The 20,659-nt window shown below is 60.9% G+C and carries 15 protein-coding genes, 1 tRNA gene and 2 pseudogenes; 11 read left to right on the top strand and 7 right to left on the bottom strand.

The features are described 5' to 3' along the window. Position 1: 1 nt before the first annotated feature. From FJV83_RS16875 to FJV83_RS16895, 5 genes are all read left to right on the top strand, one after another. Positions 2 to 1,081: a transporter gene (locus tag FJV83_RS16875; RefSeq protein WP_246691875.1), complete on the top strand. Its 1,080-nt coding sequence runs from the start codon at positions 2 to 4 to the stop codon at positions 1,079 to 1,081. Continuing rightward, positions 1,063 to 2,664, top strand: coding sequence for an arylsulfatase (locus tag FJV83_RS16880; RefSeq protein WP_348645162.1), 1,602 nt, complete (start codon positions 1,063 to 1,065; stop codon positions 2,662 to 2,664). Before FJV83_RS16875 ends, FJV83_RS16880 begins: the two co-directional genes overlap by 19 nt. Before the next feature lie 127 nt (positions 2,665 to 2,791). Beyond that, on the top strand, positions 2,792 to 3,700 hold the full coding sequence (locus FJV83_RS16885; protein ID WP_142885908.1) for a formylglycine-generating enzyme family protein: 909 nt from the start codon (positions 2,792 to 2,794) through the stop codon (positions 3,698 to 3,700). A 52-nt stretch (positions 3,701 to 3,752) separates the two neighbouring features. Then, the gene (locus FJV83_RS16890) at positions 3,753 to 4,979 is read left to right on the top strand and encodes an alpha/beta hydrolase (protein ID WP_142878127.1); all 1,227 of its coding nucleotides are present in this window, start codon (positions 3,753 to 3,755) and stop codon (positions 4,977 to 4,979) included. A 78-nt stretch (positions 4,980 to 5,057) separates the two neighbouring features. Further along, the gene (locus FJV83_RS16895) at positions 5,058 to 6,890 is read left to right on the top strand and encodes a mechanosensitive ion channel domain-containing protein (RefSeq protein WP_142885907.1); all 1,833 of its coding nucleotides are present in this window, start codon (positions 5,058 to 5,060) and stop codon (positions 6,888 to 6,890) included. Positions 6,891 to 7,179: 289 nt separating this feature from the next. Here FJV83_RS16895 and FJV83_RS36440 read toward each other — a convergent pair whose 3' ends face one another. Further along, positions 7,180 to 7,353 (bottom strand): hypothetical protein, encoded by a 174-nt coding sequence (locus FJV83_RS36440; RefSeq protein WP_185973365.1) that lies wholly within the window; start codon positions 7,351 to 7,353, stop codon positions 7,180 to 7,182. Positions 7,354 to 7,818: 465 nt separating this feature from the next. Here FJV83_RS36440 and FJV83_RS16900 point away from each other — a divergent pair, with 465 nt between their 5' ends. Together FJV83_RS16900 and FJV83_RS16905 are read left to right on the top strand one after the other, a co-directional pair. Then, complete coding sequence (locus tag FJV83_RS16900) at positions 7,819 to 8,769, top strand: AraC family transcriptional regulator (protein ID WP_142885760.1); 951 nt, start codon at positions 7,819 to 7,821, stop codon at positions 8,767 to 8,769. Between the two features lie 107 nt (positions 8,770 to 8,876). Then, positions 8,877 to 9,197 (top strand): hypothetical protein, encoded by a 321-nt coding sequence (locus tag FJV83_RS16905; RefSeq protein WP_095773182.1) that lies wholly within the window; start codon positions 8,877 to 8,879, stop codon positions 9,195 to 9,197. A gap of 468 nt (positions 9,198 to 9,665) precedes the next feature. Here FJV83_RS16905 and FJV83_RS16910 read toward each other — a convergent pair whose 3' ends face one another. Further along, on the bottom strand, positions 9,666 to 11,480 hold the full coding sequence (locus tag FJV83_RS16910) for a methyl-accepting chemotaxis protein (protein WP_142885759.1): 1,815 nt from the start codon (positions 11,478 to 11,480) through the stop codon (positions 9,666 to 9,668). Between the two features lie 439 nt (positions 11,481 to 11,919). On the opposite strand from FJV83_RS16910, the gene FJV83_RS16915 reads away from it, so the two are divergent. The 3 genes from FJV83_RS16915 (at position 11,920) to FJV83_RS16925 (ending at position 14,333) form a co-directional block, all read left to right on the top strand. Further along, on the top strand, positions 11,920 to 12,813 hold the full coding sequence (locus FJV83_RS16915; RefSeq protein WP_095773180.1) for a D-alanyl-D-alanine carboxypeptidase family protein: 894 nt from the start codon (positions 11,920 to 11,922) through the stop codon (positions 12,811 to 12,813). 263 nt (positions 12,814 to 13,076) lie between these two features. Then, entirely contained in the window at positions 13,077 to 13,994 is a 918-nt protein-coding gene (locus FJV83_RS16920; protein ID WP_095790212.1) for a DUF1003 domain-containing protein, read from the top strand. Positions 13,995 to 14,256: 262 nt separating this feature from the next. Next, positions 14,257 to 14,333: transfer RNA gene (locus tag FJV83_RS16925), tRNA-Arg, on the top strand. A 767-nt stretch (positions 14,334 to 15,100) separates the two neighbouring features. Here the strand turns inward: FJV83_RS16925 and FJV83_RS16930 are convergent. The 5 genes and pseudogenes from FJV83_RS16930 to FJV83_RS16950 form a co-directional block, all read right to left on the bottom strand. Beyond that, complete coding sequence (locus FJV83_RS16930) at positions 15,101 to 16,240, bottom strand: epoxide hydrolase family protein (protein ID WP_142886795.1); 1,140 nt, start codon at positions 16,238 to 16,240, stop codon at positions 15,101 to 15,103. Positions 16,241 to 16,519: 279 nt separating this feature from the next. Then, entirely contained in the window at positions 16,520 to 17,950 is a 1,431-nt protein-coding gene (locus tag FJV83_RS16935; RefSeq protein ID WP_095773173.1) for a pyridoxal-dependent decarboxylase, read from the bottom strand. Between the two features lie 137 nt (positions 17,951 to 18,087). Next, positions 18,088 to 18,276 (bottom strand): annotated as a pseudogene (locus tag FJV83_RS36990) (NrsF family protein); the annotation flags it as partial. 7 nt (positions 18,277 to 18,283) lie between these two features. Continuing rightward, positions 18,284 to 18,548: pseudogene (locus FJV83_RS36995) on the bottom strand (alpha/beta fold hydrolase); the annotation flags it as partial. 111 nt (positions 18,549 to 18,659) lie between these two features. After that, positions 18,660 to 19,616, bottom strand: a complete 957-nt coding sequence (locus tag FJV83_RS16950; RefSeq protein WP_142886794.1) for an NmrA/HSCARG family protein — start codon at positions 19,614 to 19,616, stop codon at positions 18,660 to 18,662. A 118-nt stretch (positions 19,617 to 19,734) separates the two neighbouring features. Here FJV83_RS16950 and FJV83_RS16955 point away from each other — a divergent pair, with 118 nt between their 5' ends. Next, positions 19,735 to 20,625, top strand: a complete 891-nt coding sequence (locus FJV83_RS16955) for a LysR family transcriptional regulator (RefSeq protein WP_095773425.1) — start codon at positions 19,735 to 19,737, stop codon at positions 20,623 to 20,625. Positions 20,626 to 20,659 lie beyond the last annotated feature (34 nt).

Below are 20,659 nucleotides of genomic sequence, written 5' to 3' on the forward strand. Positions count from 1 at the left end.
TATGAAGAAACTGCGCGAAATCAATTGGCGCAACATTGCCGACTCACGGCTGGCGGGGACTATGAATAGACAAGACGTATTCCGGAAAAGTGTGCTCGGCGTATCCAGTACCTTCGCCGAGGCTACGATGAGGTGCGGCGCCAAGGGTTTGCTGGGGGTTGCCGTGACGGCGCTCGCCAACCTGGCAATGGTTCCGGGCGTTCACGCGGCGGAAGGTGGCGCAAGCTTCTACCTCCTTGGCTCGCGCGGCCCCATGGCGGGCTTCACCCCGCCGCCAGGCGTCTACTTCCAGAACGACTTTTATATCTATTCCGGCAATGCAAGCGTCGATCTCGACCTCGGCGGAAAGCTCGTGGCGGACGTCCATGCGAAGGCCCTTATCAATCTCTCGACCGCCCTTTGGGTTTCTCCATGGCAGGTCATGGGCGGCAATCTGGCATTCACTGCGACCGTACCGATCGGCGGACCCGATATAACGGGCAGAATTCTCCCGAGCCCGTTTTCGGTGTCAGACAGCATCACGACCCTGGGCGATCCCGTGCTTGGAAGCTTCATCGGCTGGCACAGTGGCGATTTTCACTGGCAGACCGGAGTGAGCGTGAACGTCCCGGTGGGTGAATACCACGAGGGCGACATCGCCAATCTGTCGTTCAACCACTGGGCCGCCGACATTTACGCATCGGGCACGTGGCTGAACTCCGCCACCGGCCTTGAACTCTCGGCGGCAACCGGCATCACTTTCAATGGCGAGGATACGGCGACCCACTACAAGAACGGCACGGACTTCCACTTCGAGGGAACAATCGACCAACACTTCAGCAAAGCTTTCGACGTCGGTTTGGTTGGCTACTATTACAATCAGTTGACCGACGACACCGGATCCGGAGTCCCCCCGGTGCTTGGCGGGTTTAGAGGCGAGGTGGCGGCGATCGGAGCCACCGCGGGCTATAATTTTCAGGTTGGCAAGCTGCCGGTTTCGACCCGGATCAAATATTTCCACGAGTTCGACGCCAAAAATCGTCTCGAGGGCGATTCGGTTTTTCTAACGGTTGCCATGCCGCTTTGGGTGGCTGGGCACTGAGCGCAGGAAGGGCTCATATTTTCAGTTGGCCTAAGCCAAAGTTGGCTAGCGCCAACAAAAAAGGGAGGGCTAAGATGAGCAGCGATCGAGACTTTCCGGCGGAAGCCGGTACAAGCAACAAAATCACGCGCCGGGACGCATTGATGGCCGGCACGGCGGTAGCCGTTTCCCGCTTGGTTGCACCAATCGGCCTTTCGGGCGCGCTCGCTGGCCTCGCCGGCGTTCAGCAGGCAGAGGCACAGCCGGCGGCCCCCAACATCGTCTACATCATCTCCGACGATCAGGGCTGGAAGGACGTGGGCTTCCACGGCTCGGATATCAAGACGCCCAACATCGACAAGCTCGCCGCCGAAGGCGCGCGGCTGGAACAATTCTATACCCAGCCGATGTGCACGCCCACCCGCGCGGCGCTGATGACTGGCCGCTATCCACTGCGCTACGGGCTGCAGATGGGCGTTATCCCGTCAGGTGGCAGTTACGGCCTTGCCACCGACGAGTATCTCCTGCCCCAGATGCTCAAGGACGCAGGATACAAGACCGCGATGGTGGGCAAGTGGCATCTTGGTCACGCAAAGACTGAATACTGGCCGCGCCAGCGCGGATTCGATTCGTTCTACGGCGCCCTGGTCGGCGAAATCGATCATTTCAAGCACGCTTCTCATGGCGTGATGGACTGGTACCGCAACAACAAGCCGCTGAAGGAGCCTGGCTTCGATAATACCCTGTTCGGCACGGAAGCCGCCAAGGTAATCGAAAAACATGACGGCAAGGCGCCACTATTCCTGTATCTGGCATTCACCGCACCGCATTCGCCCTACCAGGCACCCGAAGAGTACATCAAAAAATATGCTCATGTCGCCGATGAGCAACGGCGGCTCTATTCCGCCATGGTCTCCGTCATGGACGACGAGATCGGCCGGGTTGTTGCCGCGCTCGAGAAGAAGAAGATGCGCGACAATACAATCATCATCTTCCAGAGCGACAATGGCGGCGTGCGGGATGCAATGTTTGCGGGCGAATCGAAGGTCGGAAACAGCCTTCCGGCCGACAATGGGCCATATCGCAGCGGCAAGGGCACGCTCTATGAGGGTGGCACCCGTGTCTGCGCTCTGGCGAACTGGCCGGGCAAGGTGAAGGCCGGTGACGTGAACGGCCTGATACATGTCTCGGACATTTATCCGACCCTTGCTGGGCTTGCCGGAGCGAAGCCAACCAAGAACAAGCCGCTCGACGGCATGGATGTCTGGGGGACGATCAGCGAAGGCAAACCCTCGCCCCGCAGCGACATGGTCTACAATGTCGACCCGACAGGCGGCGCAATCCGTGAGGGCGATGTGAAGCTTGTATGGTCGGCCGGCGTGTTGGAGCGCGTCGAACTGTTCGACCTAGCCGCCGACAAGTCCGAAACTACTAACCTGGCCGACAAGAAGCCGGACAGCGTCAAAAAAATGAAGGCGAAGATCGTGGATATCGCCAAGCAAATGGCACCGCCGATGCTGATCGGGGAGGCGATCAAGCTGACCTTCGGTGCACCGCCAATTGCAGCGGATCCATCCTCGATGTTCAATCAACTCGGAGACTAGTTCGGCCCGGATCAAAGTTCGCTTCTATGGAACTATAGTCATGAGTGATGCAGGGATGGCTGTGCCGTCTACGGAGGATCTGGAGCATGTTCGTTCCGTTCCTAGGCACAGCCCGCCATTTCCAAACATGGTGCGAATCCCTGGTGGCGAATTCCTGATGGGATCAGATCACCATTATCCGGAAGAGGCTCCAACCCACCGCGTCGTGGTCGATGGTTTCTGGGCGGATGTGACGACTGTCACGAACGATGATTTTGCGAAATTCGTCGCGGCGACAGGGTACGTGACGCTGGCTGAGCGTCCTGCCAACGCAGCCGAGTATCCCGGCGCGCCGGCGGAGTTGCTCGCTCCCGCATCGGCGATATTCGTTCGACCGCAGCCTGGCACCAACCGAAGCGACCATTACCGGTGGTGGGCCTATGTGAAGGGTGCCAATTGGCGCCATCCACGTGGGCCTGCGAGTTCTATCAAAGGTCTCAACAACCACCCGGTAGTCCACCTCGCGTTTGAGGATGCCGAAGCCTATGCGAACTGGGCGGGAAAGGCGCTCCCGACCGAGGCGGAATGGGAGTTCGCGGCACGTGGAGGATTGGACGGCGCAGAGTTCGTATGGGGCGACGAATTGACCCCCGGCGGCCGGCATATGGCCAACACGTATCAGGGCGACTTCCCATTCCGCAACGACTGCGAGGATGGCTACGAGTGGACCGCTCCGGTCGGCTCGTTTCCTGCAAACAGCTATGGGCTCTACGATATGGCAGGCAACGTCTGGCAGTGGACCACGGACTGGTACCAGGAGCATCGCCGCATCGAAAGCCCTTGTTGCACGATGACAGATCCGCGCGGCGGCGAGCGCGACGCGAGCTACGATCCGCTGACGCCTGACATCAGGATTCCGCGCAAGGTCACCAAGGGCGGGTCCTTCCTCTGCGCGCCCAACTACTGCCGGCGTTATCGTCCCGCCGCGCGCATGGCGCAGGCGATAGACACGTCCACTTGCCACCTCGGCTTCCGCTGCATCGTGCGTCCGGTGTGAGGGAAGAGTGCGGAAGCTCGGCTGGCATAACCCGCAAGGGCAAAGAAGGGCAATGGCACAGTCTAAATGGGTGGGTAGGCAGTCCGTATGGGGTATATCAGCTCTGTTTCTCACGCTGACGGCGTGCGGAGCAGGACCAGAAGGCGTTCTGGCGCCAATCCCCGCGAATCTGGTATCGTCGGCGGCATCGGATGTAACGATGCTGGTCGCAACCAGCCGCAAGCCTTCCGGCGACCCAGCGACCCTGTTTACAGGCGAGCGCAGCCCGACGCTTTCCATGACCGATCTGACCATTTCAATTCCGCCGAAGCGGGCGCCCGGCACGGTCGAATGGCCAAAAACGCTGCCACCGAATCCCGAAAGGGACTTCGCTGTTGTTGCCGTGAAGAACCTGTCGATTCCCGAGGCTCACAAATGGCTACATTCTCACAATTCGAACGGCCATGTTCTCGTATTCGTACATGGCTTCAACAACCGCTACGAAGATTCGGTTTTTCGCTTCGCGCAGTTTGTGCATGACTCGCGAGCAAGGGTCGCGCCTATTCTTTTCACCTGGCCTTCGCGCGCCAGCGTGCTCGGCTACAACTACGACAAGGAAAGCACCAATTTCTCACGGACTGCGTTCGAGCGAACGTTGAAGGCCTTGGCGGACGACCGCAGCGTGACGGACATCACCCTCATGGCTCACTCGATGGGAACATGGCTTGCCATGGAATCGCTGAGGCAGATGGCATTGGAGGACGGGCAGGTTTCGCCCAAGATCAGGAACGTCATCCTTGCATCTCCCGACCTCGATGTGGATGTCTTTGGTCGCCAGTGGACCGAACTTGGACCGAAAAAACCGAAATTCACGATCACAGTTTCACGGGATGATCGGGCGCTTGCGGTCTCGCGTCTGATTGCAGGCAATGTCGATCGGGTTGGGCAGGCTGATCCGTCAAAGGAGCCGTACAAATCGAAGCTGGAGGCAGCCGGAATAACCGTCCTCGATTTGACCGACGTGAAGACCGACGATCGCTTGAACCACAGCAAGTTTGCCGAAAGCCCGGAAATCGTTCAGTTGTTGGGCGCACAATTGGGTTCCGGTCAAATCATGACCGACTCGCGAGTAGGCCTTGGTGACAAGCTGGGTCTGATGGTTGCCGGCACGGTCGACACTGTTGGCAACGCCGCGGCAGCGACGGTCAGTGGGACCGTTACGACGGTCGAGGGGAAAGCGGGCAAACCCCGGCCCGACGAACTGGAAACGATCCTGAAGGGCGATGCGACTACCGAATGATCCGTACTGGAGAACCGAAGCGCAGGACTTGTCGGTTACTACGGGCGAGGCGCTGAAGGGGGAGAACTCGTGGACACGATGGCGGAAACAGACGTTCCTTCCTTGATTTGGGGGTTCGAACAGCTCACCGAGCGTTTCGTTTCCGGACTGTTCGCGCGGCTTGCCGCTTTGGCCGACGTCCCCGTCGAACTTGAAAACCTGAAGGCTTCGCTCGCGGCCGGGGGGACGCCTTTGCTTGTGCTGTTGTTCGAGATTGTGTTGCTTGTTGCGCTCGTCGCGGGGGTGTTCATCCTGCTTGCCCGGCGGTTCAAGAAGACGAGCGCCACAAGGAGTGGATGGCGCAGATACTTTGCGGGTGCGACGGCTACCGTGGTGGCTCTGGTGGTCGGTTTCATCGCGGCGCGGCTGCTGGGCGGTTCTGGCGTGCCTTTGCAAACCCTTCGCCTTTGGACTGTGGCGACCGTGCTCGGCTTAATCATCCTCGCCGCCGTCAGATCACTCTTGATGGCATCGCGGCGAACCGAGTTCGCAGAGCGCTCCGTCCATCTGGCAGCGCTCGTGCGCGACCTCTCGCTTGCCATTGGCCTGGCGATCATCGCCGTTACGCTGGTCGCGACGTTGCGGCTCTTGAGCGTCGGGCCGGCCTTGGGGGATCTGCTGCGAACAGGCGTGGGAATTCCGATCTACCTTCTGTTTGCATGGGCGGTATGGCGGCACAGACGCACAATGGCAGTCGCCGTCGCCGGTCCGCGGCCCAGAAGCCGCTGGCGCACCCGTCTCGCCAAAATGTGGCCGGCAATCGTGATCGCGTTCCTGATAATCACCTTTCTCAGCACTCAGGCCGCGGTGACCCTGGGAGCATCGCTTCGTGGGTCGGCCGTTCTGCTGACCGCGTTGATGTTTCTCGCCGCGCCGCATGTCGACGCAATGATCGGGAACTGGGCGCAGCGCGGCTTGGAGTCACCTGACATCTCGATCCTGGCAGCGGCAGGGCGACAGACCGCCCGCTTCACCGTCGTGGCTATAATTGTTGCCATGCTGGGAACGCTATGGGCGACACCGCTGGCTGCCGGGTTCGGCATAGATCTCCGAGAGGTCGCCAAGGGCGCATCCGGGGTGGCGCTGATCATGTTGGGGGCGGCGTTTCTTTGGAATGTAGTGGGAGTAGGGACGGCTCGTGCCTTGCGCGCGGAGTTGCCCGCCGTAGGGGGTGACGAGGAGGTGCAGGGTGCGCCGCGTTCACGGCTGGGCACGCTGGTGCCGCTGCTCAACGCGGTCGGCAAATCGAGCATTCTGGCCTTGGCGCTGCTCTCGATCCTGGTGACGATCGGGATCAATGTCTGGCCGCTGATCGCCGGCATGAGTGTGTTCGGGCTGGCCATCGGCTTCGGCTCGCAGACGCTGGTGAAGGACCTGGTCTCCGGGCTGTTCTTCCTGATCGACGATGCATTCCGCTTCGGCGAATATATCGAAACGTCAGGCGCGAAAGGAACCGTGGAAAAAATCTCGGTCAGGTCGGTTTCCCTGCGCCATCAGCGCGGCGCCTTGGCGACAATCCCCTATGGCTCGATTGGCAAGATTCAGAATTTCAGCCGCGACTGGATGATCGAGAAACTGACCTTTCGCGTTGCATTCAACACCGATGTCGACAAAGTTCGCAAGATTTTCAAGAAGATCGGCCAGGATATTTCGGCCAACCCGGAACTTGCTGCAGATCTGCTCGAGCCGTTCAAAAGCCAGGGAATTGCCGAGGTTGAGGACGGCACGCTGGTCATCCGGGCTAAATTCAAGGCGAAAGCGGGCAGAAACTTCATGATCCGCCGTGCCGTTTTGATCGCCGTGCAGCAGGCATTTCAGGAAAACGGCATTCAGGCCGTCCCAAAGCCACTAACATCTAATCCCCCAGGCTAAAGCCGCGGTTTGCGATGCGCCGCGCCAGGGCAGACGGCCGGGCTGTAGGGCTATGGCGCTTCCGGTTCGCCGCACCGCTTGATCAACATCGCACCATAGTCGATCTCGGCGCCGAAGGCCTGCTCGACCACGTTCAGATCGGCGCAGACCATGCCCTCATGCTTTCCGCATAGGCGGTTGCGCCGAGAGCTTCAATCGCAAGATTAAGGGAGCTCGCCGGGGTATCTCACCAGCCGCAGCCTGCCTCATGAACACGTTCGCGTTCGCCACGCCTTCGTGGCTCGCGATGCTACGAGCTCGTCGAGCGGTATGATCTGTGCGGCTCGGACAGGTAGAAGCAAGCGGCATGATTGACGGGCAATGCCTCCAGGCTGGCGATGAGTTCGGGCGGCAGGCTACCGGTCTGCACTTGGTCGCTAGCGAGAAAGCCGTAGTTTAGGGGCGAGGCATTGGCCGTTTTCATGCAGGCTCCCTGATGTGCGATGTAGCTCGGACTGCCTCCCAGCAAGCGACGCGCTTACACCACTGGCTTGTATTCTGCTTGCCTGCACTGACGCGGATGATCTCATCCACGCGCTTGCACGTTTCTCCCAACCTTTGCTGCAAGTGCGCTGGTAAGCCCTGATTATTCCAGATCGACAGCAGATCGATGTCCCTGCCCATCTCTAGTCTAGTCTAGGCTTGCCATGGCCATCGCGTATGTCGCGATCTGTGCCCAGTAGCCGCGGAATTCTGCCTCTCAGTTTCGCATCGGCAACGTTTTTCGCGCCGATTGATTTGGCGCAATTTAAGCATAAGCTATCCCTAATATAACTGCGTTGCTATCCGCTTTGAGCAAAGGATCAGGTTCTTGACCTCGTGGCCTTCATCGCCTTCGCACAGGGATGTGCAGCTTGGCCCGGACCAACTTGGAAGCGCAGCCTCGGGAATGCTGGTGAAAATTGACCAGCTTTCGGCCGGCGGGGCACCCTCACGCATCCGACAAATTCAATCTCATGGCAAGTGGGCGCTTGACCTGGCCAACTTCAATTGCACCGTACATGCCGATGGCGGACTGGATAGCGACTCAGTGGTCGTATTGGCCGTGGAGCGCGCCTGCGGATCGACAATCTGCCGCATTCCACTTGAGGACGGCATGGTCGTCACAATCCCCGCTGGCACGATGATAACCGCAACTATCCAGCCCGGTCTTAGTTATGCGGCCTCCGTGATTCCGACCGCCCTCTGGGCTGAAATTCAGGCGCTTGCCGTGGGAATGTTCGCGGCCCAGGTCGCCGATCATCCGAAGGCCGTCAGGCTCTCAATCAACCAAGCACGAATTCTCCGGAACCAGGTGGAGGCGACTGCGAACAATCTCGTGGCAGCCGCTGGCGATTCAATTCAACTGGAGCAGCCCCCCGATGCATTCCTGGAATATTTGGGAGCGCTGGGTGGGGCTCGGGCTATTGCAGATGGTCGTGCACTCGCGATCGATCATTCTCCACGTCGATATCTCCGCCAAGCCTGGACGGCTGAGGATTTCATCCGCGTCCACATTCGAGAAGACCTACCGATCGTTCGGTTGTGCAGGGAAGTCGGCGTGAGTCGTCGTCAACTGGAGTACGCATTTCGTGCGACATTCGCGGCAAGTCCATTGGAATTCATACGCACTCTCCGCCTAAACGAAGCCAGACGGCAACTGACGACTGCACGTGCCAATGGCCTGAATGTCACGAAGGTTGCGATGGATGTTGGGATTACCCACCTTGGACGTTTCGCGACGAGCTATCGGCAACTGTTTGGTGAATCCCCCAAGGAAACATTCCTTCGTGCGGGAATATCGTGGCCGCGCCTGAAGTCGGCCGATGCAACGGATTGCCAGCCTGCGCCGATCGAATAGTGCTGTGCCATCACGGGACCGATAATCAGTTTTATCGGAGTTGCGCAATTCGGATAGCGGCGGGTGCACTCGAAAGGTAGTTTCCCTCCCTCTTGGGAGGATCAACAATGAAAAAAATTGTCTTGAAGCTAACCAGCGCTGCCGGGGTTGCCGCAATAATGTTTGTCGGCCTGCTCGATCCGGTTGCGCCGTTCTCCCCCTTCGTCGGCTACGCTCAAGCAAGAGTGGGGCATCCGCTCACGCCTGGCAGCGCCGCCGGGGTCGCCAGACGTACCACACGCCGAGTGATCCGCCGTTCAACTGTCTACGTGACGAAGCTGCCTGCGGCCTGTGCGAAGACCTCGGTCAATGGCATCCTGCTATGGCACTGCGGCGCCGCCTATTATCAGCCCTCCGGCGGACGTTATGTCGTCGTCTCCGTACATTAGCTGAGATGCGACACTGAGTGCGAATGCTGGAGGCCTGGCTTGGGCGCGGCATATCGTTTCCACCTTTCTTCTCTGGCGACCGTGGTCGCGTCGTTGATGTGCCCAACTGGATTTTGACCGGCGAACTCGCCGATATCCGCGCAGCATGCGGCGAACTCTGGTTTTAACAAGCGCCATCTGCCAGGCCCGGCTGACGTACGCGGGACCCGGGGTGTCGGCCATTTCCATAGAAACTGGTTGTTGCGCCACCGTGGCTGCATCGGCCACCAGGGCATTTCGCATCAGCTCGCCTCACTCTCCCTCTCGTGGGGAGGGTCGGCGAGCGGTCGAAGCGAAGCGAAGATCGTTCGACGGGGTGGGGTGGGGCCGGCCTCCCCCATCCCGATCCGCTATGCGGATCGACGTGCCGGGGCGAGTCACGAGTCTCGCCCGTCCTTCGGACCCCCACAAGGGGGAGGGTAAGCAGAGCTACTGCCGCTTGTATTCCCGCACCGGCGATTTCGTCCCGTCGGTGTAGGTGACCTGCACCGACATCGATTTCACGCTGTCGGCGACCTTGAAATAGCCCTTGGCGTCGTAGGGGATGGCGTAGGGGTCCTTCTTGTCGCAAGGCGGTATCTCGAGCGAATTGTCAAGCGCGGCACCGTTCAGGCTGTAATGCACCTCCTTGATGGCGCAGCGGTAGGACAGCATCTGGGTGAAATAGACCAGCCCGTGATTGCCGCCGGAGTCGAAAGCGATCCACGACGTCCAGAACTGGTCGAGGATCTGCTTGTCGCCTTGCTGCAGGGCGGCATCCGGATCGAAGCGTATGTCGAACGGACCGGTCTCGCGGCCCCTGATGTCGAGATATTTTATGCCGATCGTGGTCGCCGCCGTGCTGTCGGGCAATTCGAAGCTCGGATTGGCCATCGGCTTGCCGGTGCTCTGGTCCTTCATCGCCAGGAAGCCGGTGTCGGTGAACGGGCCGCTGTCGCCGAGACGCCAGGAAATCGCGGTCGCCGGTTCGGGCAGCGAAATGGTCATCGACCAGCCCTGGTTGGAGCGCATCGGCGTCAGCGAAGGCGCGAAGCGCGCGGGGTCGAGCACGTTGCCAAGTGCTGCCAGCCGGCTGCGGCTGCGCTCCAGCCAGTCGGCGAGCTGCGTCTGGTCGACGAAATATTTGAGCAGCCCGCCATCCTTCTCGTAGGACACGAACTTGGTCAGCGCCTGGGCCTCGCTACGCTTGTCGGTCAGCGTCTGGCTGCCGAGGCGGTCTTCCGAAAACTCCTGCGCCTTGAGGAAATAGGCCGGCGCATAGTCGGGATTGGCCGTGACGAAGGCGTTGAGCTTGTCCAGCCGCTGCGCGTCCTCGAACTGCAAAATATGCACCAGCTTGATCGACAGCGCCTTGCCCTTGTCGGCCAGCTGCCCGAACACTTCGCGGGCGCCCGCCTTGCCGTCCTGCACCCGAAGCAGCGTCGCAAAGCGCGTATAGGGGTCGATGGCGTCGACATCGAAGCCGGCAAAGGCGAGGTAGGAGCGCCGGGCGTTGAGCATGTCCCCCGACAATTCATAGACGCGGGCATTGTGGTAGAACTCGTCCGGCCGCTTCGGCTCGGCGATCGCCCCGCCCTGCGCCGCCAACTGGGCAAACCCCTTGGCTATGGTGTCGATCGAGGCGGCGATCTGCTCGGTGGTCGCCTGCAGCTTTTCGGCCTGGACCTGCTGCTGTTGCTGGCCGGCGACGAGCGTGTCGGTGGTCTGCTTGACCGCCTCGACGGTCTTCTGCGTCTGCGCGCCCTGCTGCGTCTGCTGCTGCTGGGTGGACGCGATCTGGTCGGTCTTCCGGGCAACCGTGTCGGTCGATTTCTTGACCTCTTCGACGGACTTTTGCGTCTGCGTCACCGTCTGCTCGATCCTGGCCACCTTTTCGGAGACGATGCCCATCGACTGCTGCAATTGCGCGATCGCCGGCACCAGGCCGGCGATGACCCCGTTCTGCGAATTGGTCTCCTGCTGCACCGCATAGACGCCGCCGGCAACCGCTGCCGCGCTGGTGGCGAACAACAGCGCCGGCAGCGCCTTGGCCGCCAGCACCAGCTTGAGCACGATGGCAATGGCGATGATGGCCGCCGCGATGGCCGCGACCAGCGCGATATAGGCGGCGAACGGCGCCAGCGGATTGAGCACGTCGCCAACGGCGCCGCTGATGAAAGCGACGCTGCCGGCCCATTTGCCGGTGCGGCTGAGCGATGCCTTGATAAGCGAGGGCGCTGCGCCCCCGGCCCCGATGTTCGTCATGCCACCCCCCCAAAGCCAGCCAATGCCACGCCCCTTCCCACAGGAAACGCGGCTCTGGCAAGGAAAGACACAGAAACAGGCGTTTTCGCGGCGGATAAAGGGCTCAAGTTCCTCGCCCCACGGGAGTGGGGAAGAGGTGGCTCGGCGAAACCGAGACGGAGAGGGGGCTGCGCCGACCTCGCCGGTTAGCGATCTGTTGCAAGGCCATGCCCTACGAATTCCCCCTCTCCGGCCCCATGGCCGCCCCCACAACCCCCGCCCGGGCGGGTTCGGGGCCACCTCTCCCCCGCCAGAGGCGAGGGCGAGGAAGAGGGTCGGGCTCGACAATCCTGGGACTAACAGCCATTAACCAAATGGACGCATCCAGCGCGTTACGTTAGCTTCGCCTTATCTCAGCAACAGCATCGCCAGAACAGTCCCGCCCTTGTCCAACCCGCCCTTGTCCAAATTGCGTCCCTTCCCGCTCCTCCAGAGAGTTTTCATCGCCCTTGGCCTGTTGCTGATGGTCGCCGGCTGCTCGACCACGACCCCGCCGGACCAGGTGCTGGCCGTGCCTGCACCGCCGCAGAAATATGCCGCCATCGTCGTCGACGTCAGGACCGGCAAGCAGATGTTCGAGGTCAACTCGACGGCGCAGCGCTATCCGGCCTCGCTGACCAAGATGATGACGCTCTACCTCCTGTTCGAGGCGATGGAGTCCGGCCGCGTGACCAAGCAAACGCAGATCCCCGTCTCCGACCACGCCGCCTCGCAGCCGCCGACCAAGATGCGCTTCCGGCGCGGCGAAACGATCGACGTCGATTCCGCCATCCGCGCCATCGTCGTCAAATCCGCCAATGACGTAGCGGTGGCGGTCGGCGAATATCTCGGCGGGACGGAGGACCAGTTCGCCGCCATGATGACATCAAAGGCGCGCGCGCTCGGCATGACCAGCACCACCTTCCGCAACGCGTCCGGCCTGCCCGACGACGGCCAGATGACGACAGCCCGCGACATGGCGGTGCTCGGCATGGCGCTGCGCCAGCGCTTCCCCCAGCATTTCCACTATTTCTCCGAAAGCGATTTCATGTTCCGCGGCAGGCTGGTGCGCGGCCACAACGACATGCTCGGCCGCGTGCGCGGCGTCGACGGCATCAAGACCGGTTACATCAGGGCCTCCGGCTTCAACATCGTCACCTCCTACAATGCCGATGGCCGCCAGCTGATCGTGGTGGTGATGGGCGCCGACTCAGCCCGCCAGCGCAACGACCATGTCGAGGCGCTGATCCAGCGCAGCCTGTCGCCGACCACGGCCGACAGCAAGACCAGGCTGATGTTCGCCGAACAGCAATAACAAGAGCGCAGCCTCCCCCTCACTTCGTCATCCTCGGGTCTTCGCGACGCCGCTGCCGCCCCTCGCTCCGCCCGCGGATGACGACGTTGGAGGACACCTCGCCCAACCCCCAACAGTCAAAAAACCCGCAGCCGGCTATTGTTATCCGATTGTCACGCAATCGTCTGGAAGCCATGGCATAGGCAGCGCAATCCGACAGTGGATATGCCCCGTCGCCTCGGCGTATCCTCAGATACAGCAGCGCCACAGCAGGAGCCCGCACCATGAGCACCGTTCCCAAGGCACCCGAGCAGCAGGCGGCGGACACCGAGAACGACAGCGGCGGCGAATATTTCGAGGCGCCGATCACGCCGGAAGACCTGCACGAGGGCTCGGAAGAGCATTTCGACACGCCCGAAGTGCCGGATTCCGAACCGACCGGCCTGGGTGCGTCGCGCATAAAGGCGAAAAAGAAGCCGTCGGCGATCTCGGGCCGCAAATTCCACAAGCGCGACCTGGTGCGCATCGACACGCTGCGCCCGAGCCTGGCCGACCGCATCCGCTCCGACCATCCGGACCTGCCCAGGGGCGCCCGCATCAGCCGCGAGGAGCTTGGCCGCTACCGCATGCGCTACATGGAGGAGCTGCTGCAGCAGGAGCACGGCGAATTTTCCGAACTCGACCGCCAGGTGGTGGAATCGATCGCCCGGCAGGACACGATTTCCGAAAACTCGGAAGAAGAGTTCGAGGAGCACCGCACCTTCCCCGACCGCGTTTCCGACAACATGGCCGCCTTCGGCGGCAGCTGGTGGTTCCTGATCTCGTTTGCCGCCGTGCTCTTGGTCTGGATCGGCGTCAATCTGTTCGAGGGCATCGGCGGCGCCTTCGACCCCTATCCCTTCATCCTGCTCAACCTCTTGCTCTCCTGCATCGCCGCCATCCAGGCGCCGGTCATCATGATGAGCCAGAAGCGCCAGGAGGTGAAAGACCGCCTGCGCTCCTTCAATGAATACCGCGTCAACCTCAAGGCCGAGCTCGAAGTGCGCCATCTGCACGAAAAACTCGACTACCTCATCTCCCGCCAATGGACGCGCCTGGCCGAGATGCAGCAGATGCAGCTCGACGCGATGAACGAGCTTGCCGGTACGAAGAAGGTGAAGCGGGCGGTGCGCGGCAGGCGGGTGGTGAAGGCGGGGGAGTGAGGCGTGATCCGCGAAGCGGACGAAAAGCCAATTGCTTGGCTTTTCGAATCCCGAACGGTGAAGACCCGGTCCGCCGTTGGGCGGATCAAAAGGTCCAGTGAACCTTTTGAAGGGGCTGAACGCCCCATAAGGGCACGGAGCCTGCGAAGGGCCGGCCGCGCGCGCACAATCGCCAATTGCCCGTTGAAGCCCGCGCCGGCTTCCGCTAAGAAGCCGTGACTTGCCGGTTCACCGGCTGGTTCGTTTTCCGGCCCGCCGGGAAGCACCCGTAGCTCAGCTGGATAGAGCGCTGCCCTCCGAAGGCAGAGGTCACAGGTTCGAATCCTGTCGGGTGCGCCAGTTTCAACATAAATATCAAATAGTTACCCGATCATGATTTTCGCAAGTGCCCTCGCGTTTTTTGCGCGGAAGCACTACGGAAGCACAAGAGATCGGACCAATTTCGACGCACCCTCCTGTGGAAAAAATGCCATGGAACTCTGCTCGACGATGACGCGGTGACCGAAGGCTGCCCATTTCGGGGGGATAGGATCTATCGGCTCATGAGATTGGCTTGCTTGATTATGGCAGCGCGAGAGTGCTGCCGCCTTTCCCCACATTCGGAGACCCCGCGATATTTTCCGTGACGAATCTGGGTCAGTGCTGCAAAGACCGGTGGGAACGGAAAGTCTGACCCGAAGCCGACGTACGTTTTCCAGACGCGAACGACGGCTTCGCGCCTCATCTCGGTCGCGAAGGCCGGCGTTGCGATTTCCCGAAAGCGGACATGGCGGCGATTGCGTTATAGGTCGCGATTGCGCCAAAAAGCGGTATTCAAGAGAGTTTGCTTTCTACAGGACGAATGCGAGTAAGAACTCGACCAAGAGCCCTTTGCAGCGCCACAGTTCCACCATAACCTGTCGCATGCGCCACGCCTGCCGTCGCGGCGTATAGATGGCGTTACGGGTTAGTTAACGCAGGTCTTGGCGCTGTAGATTGGTAGCAGGCCAAGACGGTCGATCGCCCTTCACAGCTGGCCTGCGCCGATGCGGTCTTGACGACGCAGGGCATTGAAGCCCTGCGCCGACAGCGCCCGCCCCCCGCTTCGGAAACGGAGATCTCCACCTTTAGGAGCGCGCTGCCGACACCGTCGCGATAAAGGCGCGCAGGTCGGCCAGCATCAGTTCCGGCTCTTCCAGCGCGGCGAAATGCCCGCCCCGCGGCATGTCGGTCCAATGCACGATATTGTAGGTCTTCTCCGCGAACGAGCGCGGCGGCGGCAAGAACACCGGATCGGGAAAGGCCGCAACGCCGGTCGGCACCTGGATGCGGGTGCCGGCCGGAAGCATCCGCGACTCCTCAAGCCGGCTGCCGTAGTAGATCCAGGTTGCAGTCACGAACGATGCGGGCGCGATGTAGAGCATGATGTTAGTGAGGAGTTCCTCCTCGGAAAACTTGCTCCAGATGTCGGGGTCGCCATCGGCGGTTGTCGGAAGATCGGCCCACTTGCCGAACTTTTCGAGTATCCAGCCCGCCGCTCCGACCGGGCTGTCGGCCATCGCGACGCCGAGCGTTTGCGGACGGGTTGCTTGCTCGTGAAAGTAGGCGCTCTCCCGATCGGCAATCGCGGCCCGCTTGGCGGCGAAGGACTTCTCCTCGTCGGTCGTCGGAGCGGCATCCTCCGCATGCACGGTCATCATGTTGATATGGATGCCGAGCAGAGCGTCCGGTCGATCATGCGCTGCCCAGACCGCGAGGGCGTGGCCCCAATCGCCCCCTTGAATGAAATACCGCGCGTCGCCGAACAGTTGGATCATCAGCCCATGCACGAGCGCAGCAGCCCGCCGCGGGCCGATCGGGCCCGTGATCGGGTAGGAGAACGCGAAGCCAGGAAGCGAGGGGACGACAACATCGTGCCCGTCCGCGGCGAGCGGCTCCAAGAGCCGCTCGAATTCGAGATACGAGCCCGGCCAGCCGTGGAGAAGCAGGATGGGCGGCTTGGAGCCGTCGCCCTTCACATGAACGAAGTGGAGGTGCTCGCCTTCCACGTCGGCCGTGAAGTTGGGGAGTGCGTTGAGCCGCCGTTCGACCGCACGCCAGTCGTAGCTGTCCCGCCAATAAGCGGCGAGCCGCTTGAGGTCATCAACCCTGACCCCCGCCGACCAGCCTCCCGCATCCGGCAGCTGGCTCCAGTCATAAGCCTCGACCTTGGCTCTGATCGTGGCGAGCCGTTCGTCAGGGATGTTGATCGTGTAGGGTGAAATCATGATGTTCTCCGCTTAAGCTGGGATGCGGTTCGATGGAAAGGGCGTCCACCGATCTGCTTCGAGAATTGGTATCCAGGCATGGCAAACGACAATCACGAACCCAGCAACAATTCCGCAGCGGCCTGATTGCCACACAATTCCTCATGCTCTCCACTTCAGGGAGACAGACGGAGGAGACGGACGCACCTCCGCAGCTTCGCGATCATATGGTAATTTCAATCAGCCCATCGAACGTCGCTCGTCCGGTAGACAACGGCCATGGCGAGCCTCGTCGGCCCTTCACGAAAATTCCGGAACGAGCGCGGCTGCCGCTTTTTGCATCGCGCCCCAGACCGCCTCGGTATCGTGTGCATCCGTCGATATCGTGCCGACCGATACACGAACCATCCAATGCCCGGCCGCGATGGCGGGGGTGACATAGGCTTGGCCCGACGCATTCACCGCATTCGCCCATGCGCGCGTGAAATCATCGAGACGATGGGACGGCACAGACTTCGGACGATACACAAGACATACGGTTTGCAGAACGACGGGTGCGACGACCTCCCAATCCGGTGTTGCTTCGACTTTCGAGCGGAGATCTTGGGCCAGGCCGATGTCTCGCCGCAACCTGGCTTGTAGCCCGGAGACCCCCTGCTCCCGTATGGCGAACCACAGTTTCAACGCCCTGAATCTTCGCCCGAGGGGAATACCGGTGTTGCGCAGATTGCGCACCTTCTCGTCGGCCTGGGATTGGAGGAAGCTTGGATCAGCAGACATAACCCGAAGCAGGTGAGGCTCATCACGCACGAAATAGAGCGAGCAGTCAAAAGGCACGCCGAGCCATTTGTGCGCGTTGATGACTACGCTGTCTGCCTCTTCGATGCCTTCCCACATCCATCGCAGCTCCGGCAGGATCATCGCATTTCCGGCCATGGCAGCGTCGATGTGGAGCCACAGACCGTGTCTGCGCGCTATGTCGGCGATCTTGGATACCGGATCAATGGACACGGTAGCGGTCCCGCCCACGGCCGCGACGATCGCACAAGGGGTGAATCCGGAGCGGATATCCGCATCGATGGCATCCTGGAGCGCCGCTGGATGCATTGCAAAATTGACGTCGACATCGACCATGCGGACATTCTCACGACCGAAGCCTGCCAGCAGCGCCGCTTTTTCCACCGACGAGTGAGCGCTTGTCGATGTGTAGATCGTCAATGGCTTAAGTTCCGCTTGCAGGCCTTGGCGAGCAAGCGAAAACCCCGTTGTTTTCTCCCGGGCACACAGCAGGGCGACCAAGGTGCTTGTCGATGCCGTGTCGTTGATAACGCCGAACCAGGCGGAAGACAGGCCAACCATTTGCCGGAACCAGTCTAACGTGACCTCCTCAATCTCCGTTACAGCGGGCGATGACTGCCAGGACAGACCCAGCACCCCCAGTCCGCCGCTCACCAGGTCGCCCAGGATACCTGAGCCAAGCGAGTTTGAGGGAAAGTAGCCGAAAAAGCGCGGGTGCTGCCAATGCGAGATATTCGGAAGAACGACCGAATCGAGATCGGCGATGATCTGATCGAAACCCTCAGCTTCCACCGGCGGGACGGCCGGAAGCATCGCTTTCACGTCGCCCGGCCGTGTCGCAGGTTGGACCGGGTAGTCGGATATCTTCGCATGATAGTCCGCGAGCCAGTCGATGATTTCGTGACCTCGTTGTCGGAATTCCTCGGGCGTCATTTAGACCTCTATGGTTGTTTACTTCGGAGTTGGCTGGATGTTCCAAGCTATGGGAGAACGTGTCTCGAATGGCAATCAGTGAAACGAGGCCGCGCCGGATAGGGGGCAGAACACTGTGATGCCACCAATTCAAAGATCTACCACCGCGGTAGTTTATGGCCGGCCAGAGCGCCAATTCCTGTAGCAACGGATATGGCGATCGGATACCAGAGGAGGACGAAGAGCGGGCTGTCGTCGTTGCAATTTGCGGCATAGAACGTCGCCGCTATCCCGGCTTACGCTAGGCCCGCTGCGGCCCCCGCAATTCCCGGCCGAGCCGGCGCTCCATTGCCGAAGGGCCGCAAGAAACGCTTGCTGATGACGGCGTTCACAGTGGCTTCGACGAAGGCCGAAGGTATATGACTGCCCGAAGCCCGGTAGGTCCGGGCAGATTACGGTGAGCGACGGAGCCAGCCGATCTGCCACCTGCCGCCATGGCATGTGTGTCCGCGGATAACCGTGGAGGAGAAGGACGGGCGGCCCCTCCCTCCCTTCCCTTCCTCAGCCGGATCTGACCGCGTGATGTTTGGATGGTTGTGAGCTCGAAGCCTGTGAACATCGAGTACGTTTTTCGGGATTTTCAGATGGATCTGTGTTCGAAATCCCTCTTGCCGATAATGGTTCCGGCGCTCGACGTGCGAGTAAACGAGCGGCGAGCGACCGAGGTTCACTAGCTGAGACCGAACGCCCTTTTTTCGCCGTCCCAACCGGTCTTGATCAGGAACTGCTCCCAGGTGAGACTGGAGGGATTGATCCGCCTGCTCCACGAGAGATCCCGGTCTTTCCGGAAATATCCGTATTCGACCGCGTATTCCGCCATGCCGATGTTTTCTCGAACGAGCTCGGGATTTTCCCCGAACTCCGGAAAATGACGAACCAGCTCATCAGGGGTGTAGGCTGATGCATACACAGCCTTCCGGCCCGTGACGCGCTTGAAGGTCTCGATCATCTCGGCCGGTGATAGAACGTCCCCGATGATCGGTAGCGTTTGCCCGGCATAGATGTCGGGATGGTCGAAGATTTCCAGAACGGCTGGCCCTGTCGCCGTCAGCGGATCGACGAAGGGTGCTCGGAAATGCTCCGGCAGATAGATCGGAAAGACGAGCGTGTCGCCCTCCTTACGCGGCGTATAATATTCGAGAAGGTTCGTGTAGAAGAACGCGAGCTCGACGAATGAGCTGCGAACAGGAAGACCCTGGATATAAGTCCCGACGCGCGCCTTGTCCGTGAAATGCGGCGCGAACTTCGAACCTCCGGTGATCTCATCGACGTTTTCCAGGGTGCTGAAGACGATGTGCTCGACACCTGCCTCGACCGCGACATCTGCGAGATCCCTACCGATATCGAACTCGTAGGTTTTCGGCGGGGCGACGACTGGAGTCATCAGGAAGGCGCCCTGCGCTCCCCGAAACGCTTTCACAAAATCGCTCCTGTGGTTGATCGCAAGCGGCACGGCGATGAGCTCAGCGCCCTGCTCGGCCAGCTTGAGGGCCGCAGGCGAGTCTGGACGACTTGTCAGCGCACGAACGTGATACCGTCCACTCCCCAACAACGACTCCGTCACGCTCCGGCCCTGCTTGCTCAGGCTGCCTGCGACGACAATGGTAGGCTTTTGATCGATCGACATGTGTATCTCCATCACTTTTCTGGAGCAGCGCAGCACGGCACTCCCTGGAGATTAAATCGCACCCTGTAGACCATATGTGAAATCGATTGATTTATGCGCTAGTATCCATGCCATGGATATGAAGCGTATCGACCTCAACCTACTCGTCAGTCTCGAAGCTCTGCTTGTCGAGCGCAACGTCACAAGGGCCGCAGCCCGGCTACATATGAGCCAGCCGGCGCTCAGCGCCCAACTGAACCGCCTTCGCGACCTGTTCAAGGATCCCCTGCTCGTGCCGGCGCATCGTGGCATGGTGCCGACCGCCAAGGCCCTGGAGCTGATCAGACCGCTCAGAGCTTCCCTGGATCAGCTCCGCGGAACCCTCCAGGGCCATGACAGCTTTTCCCCCGCGACAGCCGAGCTAACCATCTCGATCGCCTGCACCGACTACGTCGAGGCTGTGGTGGTGGCGCCTCTGATCGTGGCGCTGCGCGACAAGGCGCCCAAAATACGGGTTGCGGTGCACCGCTTGGCCCCGGCAAAGTTAACGCAGCAACTGGCGGATGGCGATGTCGACCTGGCCATCGCCACGCCAGACACCGGGAAAGCTTACCTGAGGACCTGGCACCTGTTTGAGGAGAGCTATATCCTTATCGGCCGTCCCGGCCACCCACGTATCAATGAAGGGGCGACCGCAGCGGGGTTTGCCGCGCTTGAACAGGTGATAGTCTCGCCTTCTGGAGGCGGATTTACGACCCCCGTCGACGCCACCCTGGAGGCCCTCGGTCACTCCCGCGCCATTGTCGCGTCCGCTGCCTCATTCCTTGTTGTTCCGAGCATTGTCGCCAGCAGCGAGCTCGTTGCACTGGTGCCGCGCCGCCTGATGCGCGACCGTTTAGCTGAAGTCGCGTGGATAGACGTCCCTTGGCTTTCGGAGCGGTTTCAAGTGGAGCTCATTTGGCACGAGCGCACTCACGCGCATCAGGGACAGCAATGGATCCGCGAGCAGATCCATCTCGCCTCCCGCTGACCCACGCCATTTCGAGCGAAAGACAGATGTCTCG

The organism is Mesorhizobium sp. WSM4307, assembly GCF_007003945.1.
GTDB lineage: Bacteria > Pseudomonadota > Alphaproteobacteria > Rhizobiales > Rhizobiaceae > Mesorhizobium.

Excerpts from the sequence above, each read along its gene's own strand:
- FJV83_RS16875 (WP_246691875.1), top strand. The coding sequence starts at position 2 with ATGAAGAAACTGCGCGAAATCAATTGGCGCAACATTGCCGACTCACGG.
- FJV83_RS16885 (WP_142885908.1), top strand. The coding sequence starts at position 2,792 with ATGGTGCGAATCCCTGGTGGCGAATTCCTGATGGGATCAGATCACCAT.
- FJV83_RS16890 (WP_142878127.1), top strand. The coding sequence starts at position 3,753 with ATGGCACAGTCTAAATGGGTGGGTAGGCAGTCCGTATGGGGTATATCA.
- FJV83_RS16895 (WP_142885907.1), top strand. The coding sequence starts at position 5,058 with ATGGCGGAAACAGACGTTCCTTCCTTGATTTGGGGGTTCGAACAGCTC.
- FJV83_RS36440 (WP_185973365.1), bottom strand. The coding sequence starts at position 7,353 with ATGAAAACGGCCAATGCCTCGCCCCTAAACTACGGCTTTCTCGCTAGC.
- FJV83_RS16900 (WP_142885760.1), top strand. The coding sequence starts at position 7,819 with ATGCTGGTGAAAATTGACCAGCTTTCGGCCGGCGGGGCACCCTCACGC.
- FJV83_RS16905 (WP_095773182.1), top strand. The coding sequence starts at position 8,877 with ATGAAAAAAATTGTCTTGAAGCTAACCAGCGCTGCCGGGGTTGCCGCA.
- FJV83_RS16910 (WP_142885759.1), bottom strand. The coding sequence starts at position 11,480 with ATGACGAACATCGGGGCCGGGGGCGCAGCGCCCTCGCTTATCAAGGCA.
- FJV83_RS16920 (WP_095790212.1), top strand. The coding sequence starts at position 13,077 with ATGAGCACCGTTCCCAAGGCACCCGAGCAGCAGGCGGCGGACACCGAG.
- FJV83_RS16930 (WP_142886795.1), bottom strand. The coding sequence starts at position 16,240 with ATGATTTCACCCTACACGATCAACATCCCTGACGAACGGCTCGCCACG.
- FJV83_RS16935 (WP_095773173.1), bottom strand. The coding sequence starts at position 17,950 with ATGACGCCCGAGGAATTCCGACAACGAGGTCACGAAATCATCGACTGG.
- FJV83_RS16950 (WP_142886794.1), bottom strand. The coding sequence starts at position 19,616 with ATGTCGATCGATCAAAAGCCTACCATTGTCGTCGCAGGCAGCCTGAGC.
- FJV83_RS16955 (WP_095773425.1), top strand. The coding sequence starts at position 19,735 with ATGAAGCGTATCGACCTCAACCTACTCGTCAGTCTCGAAGCTCTGCTT.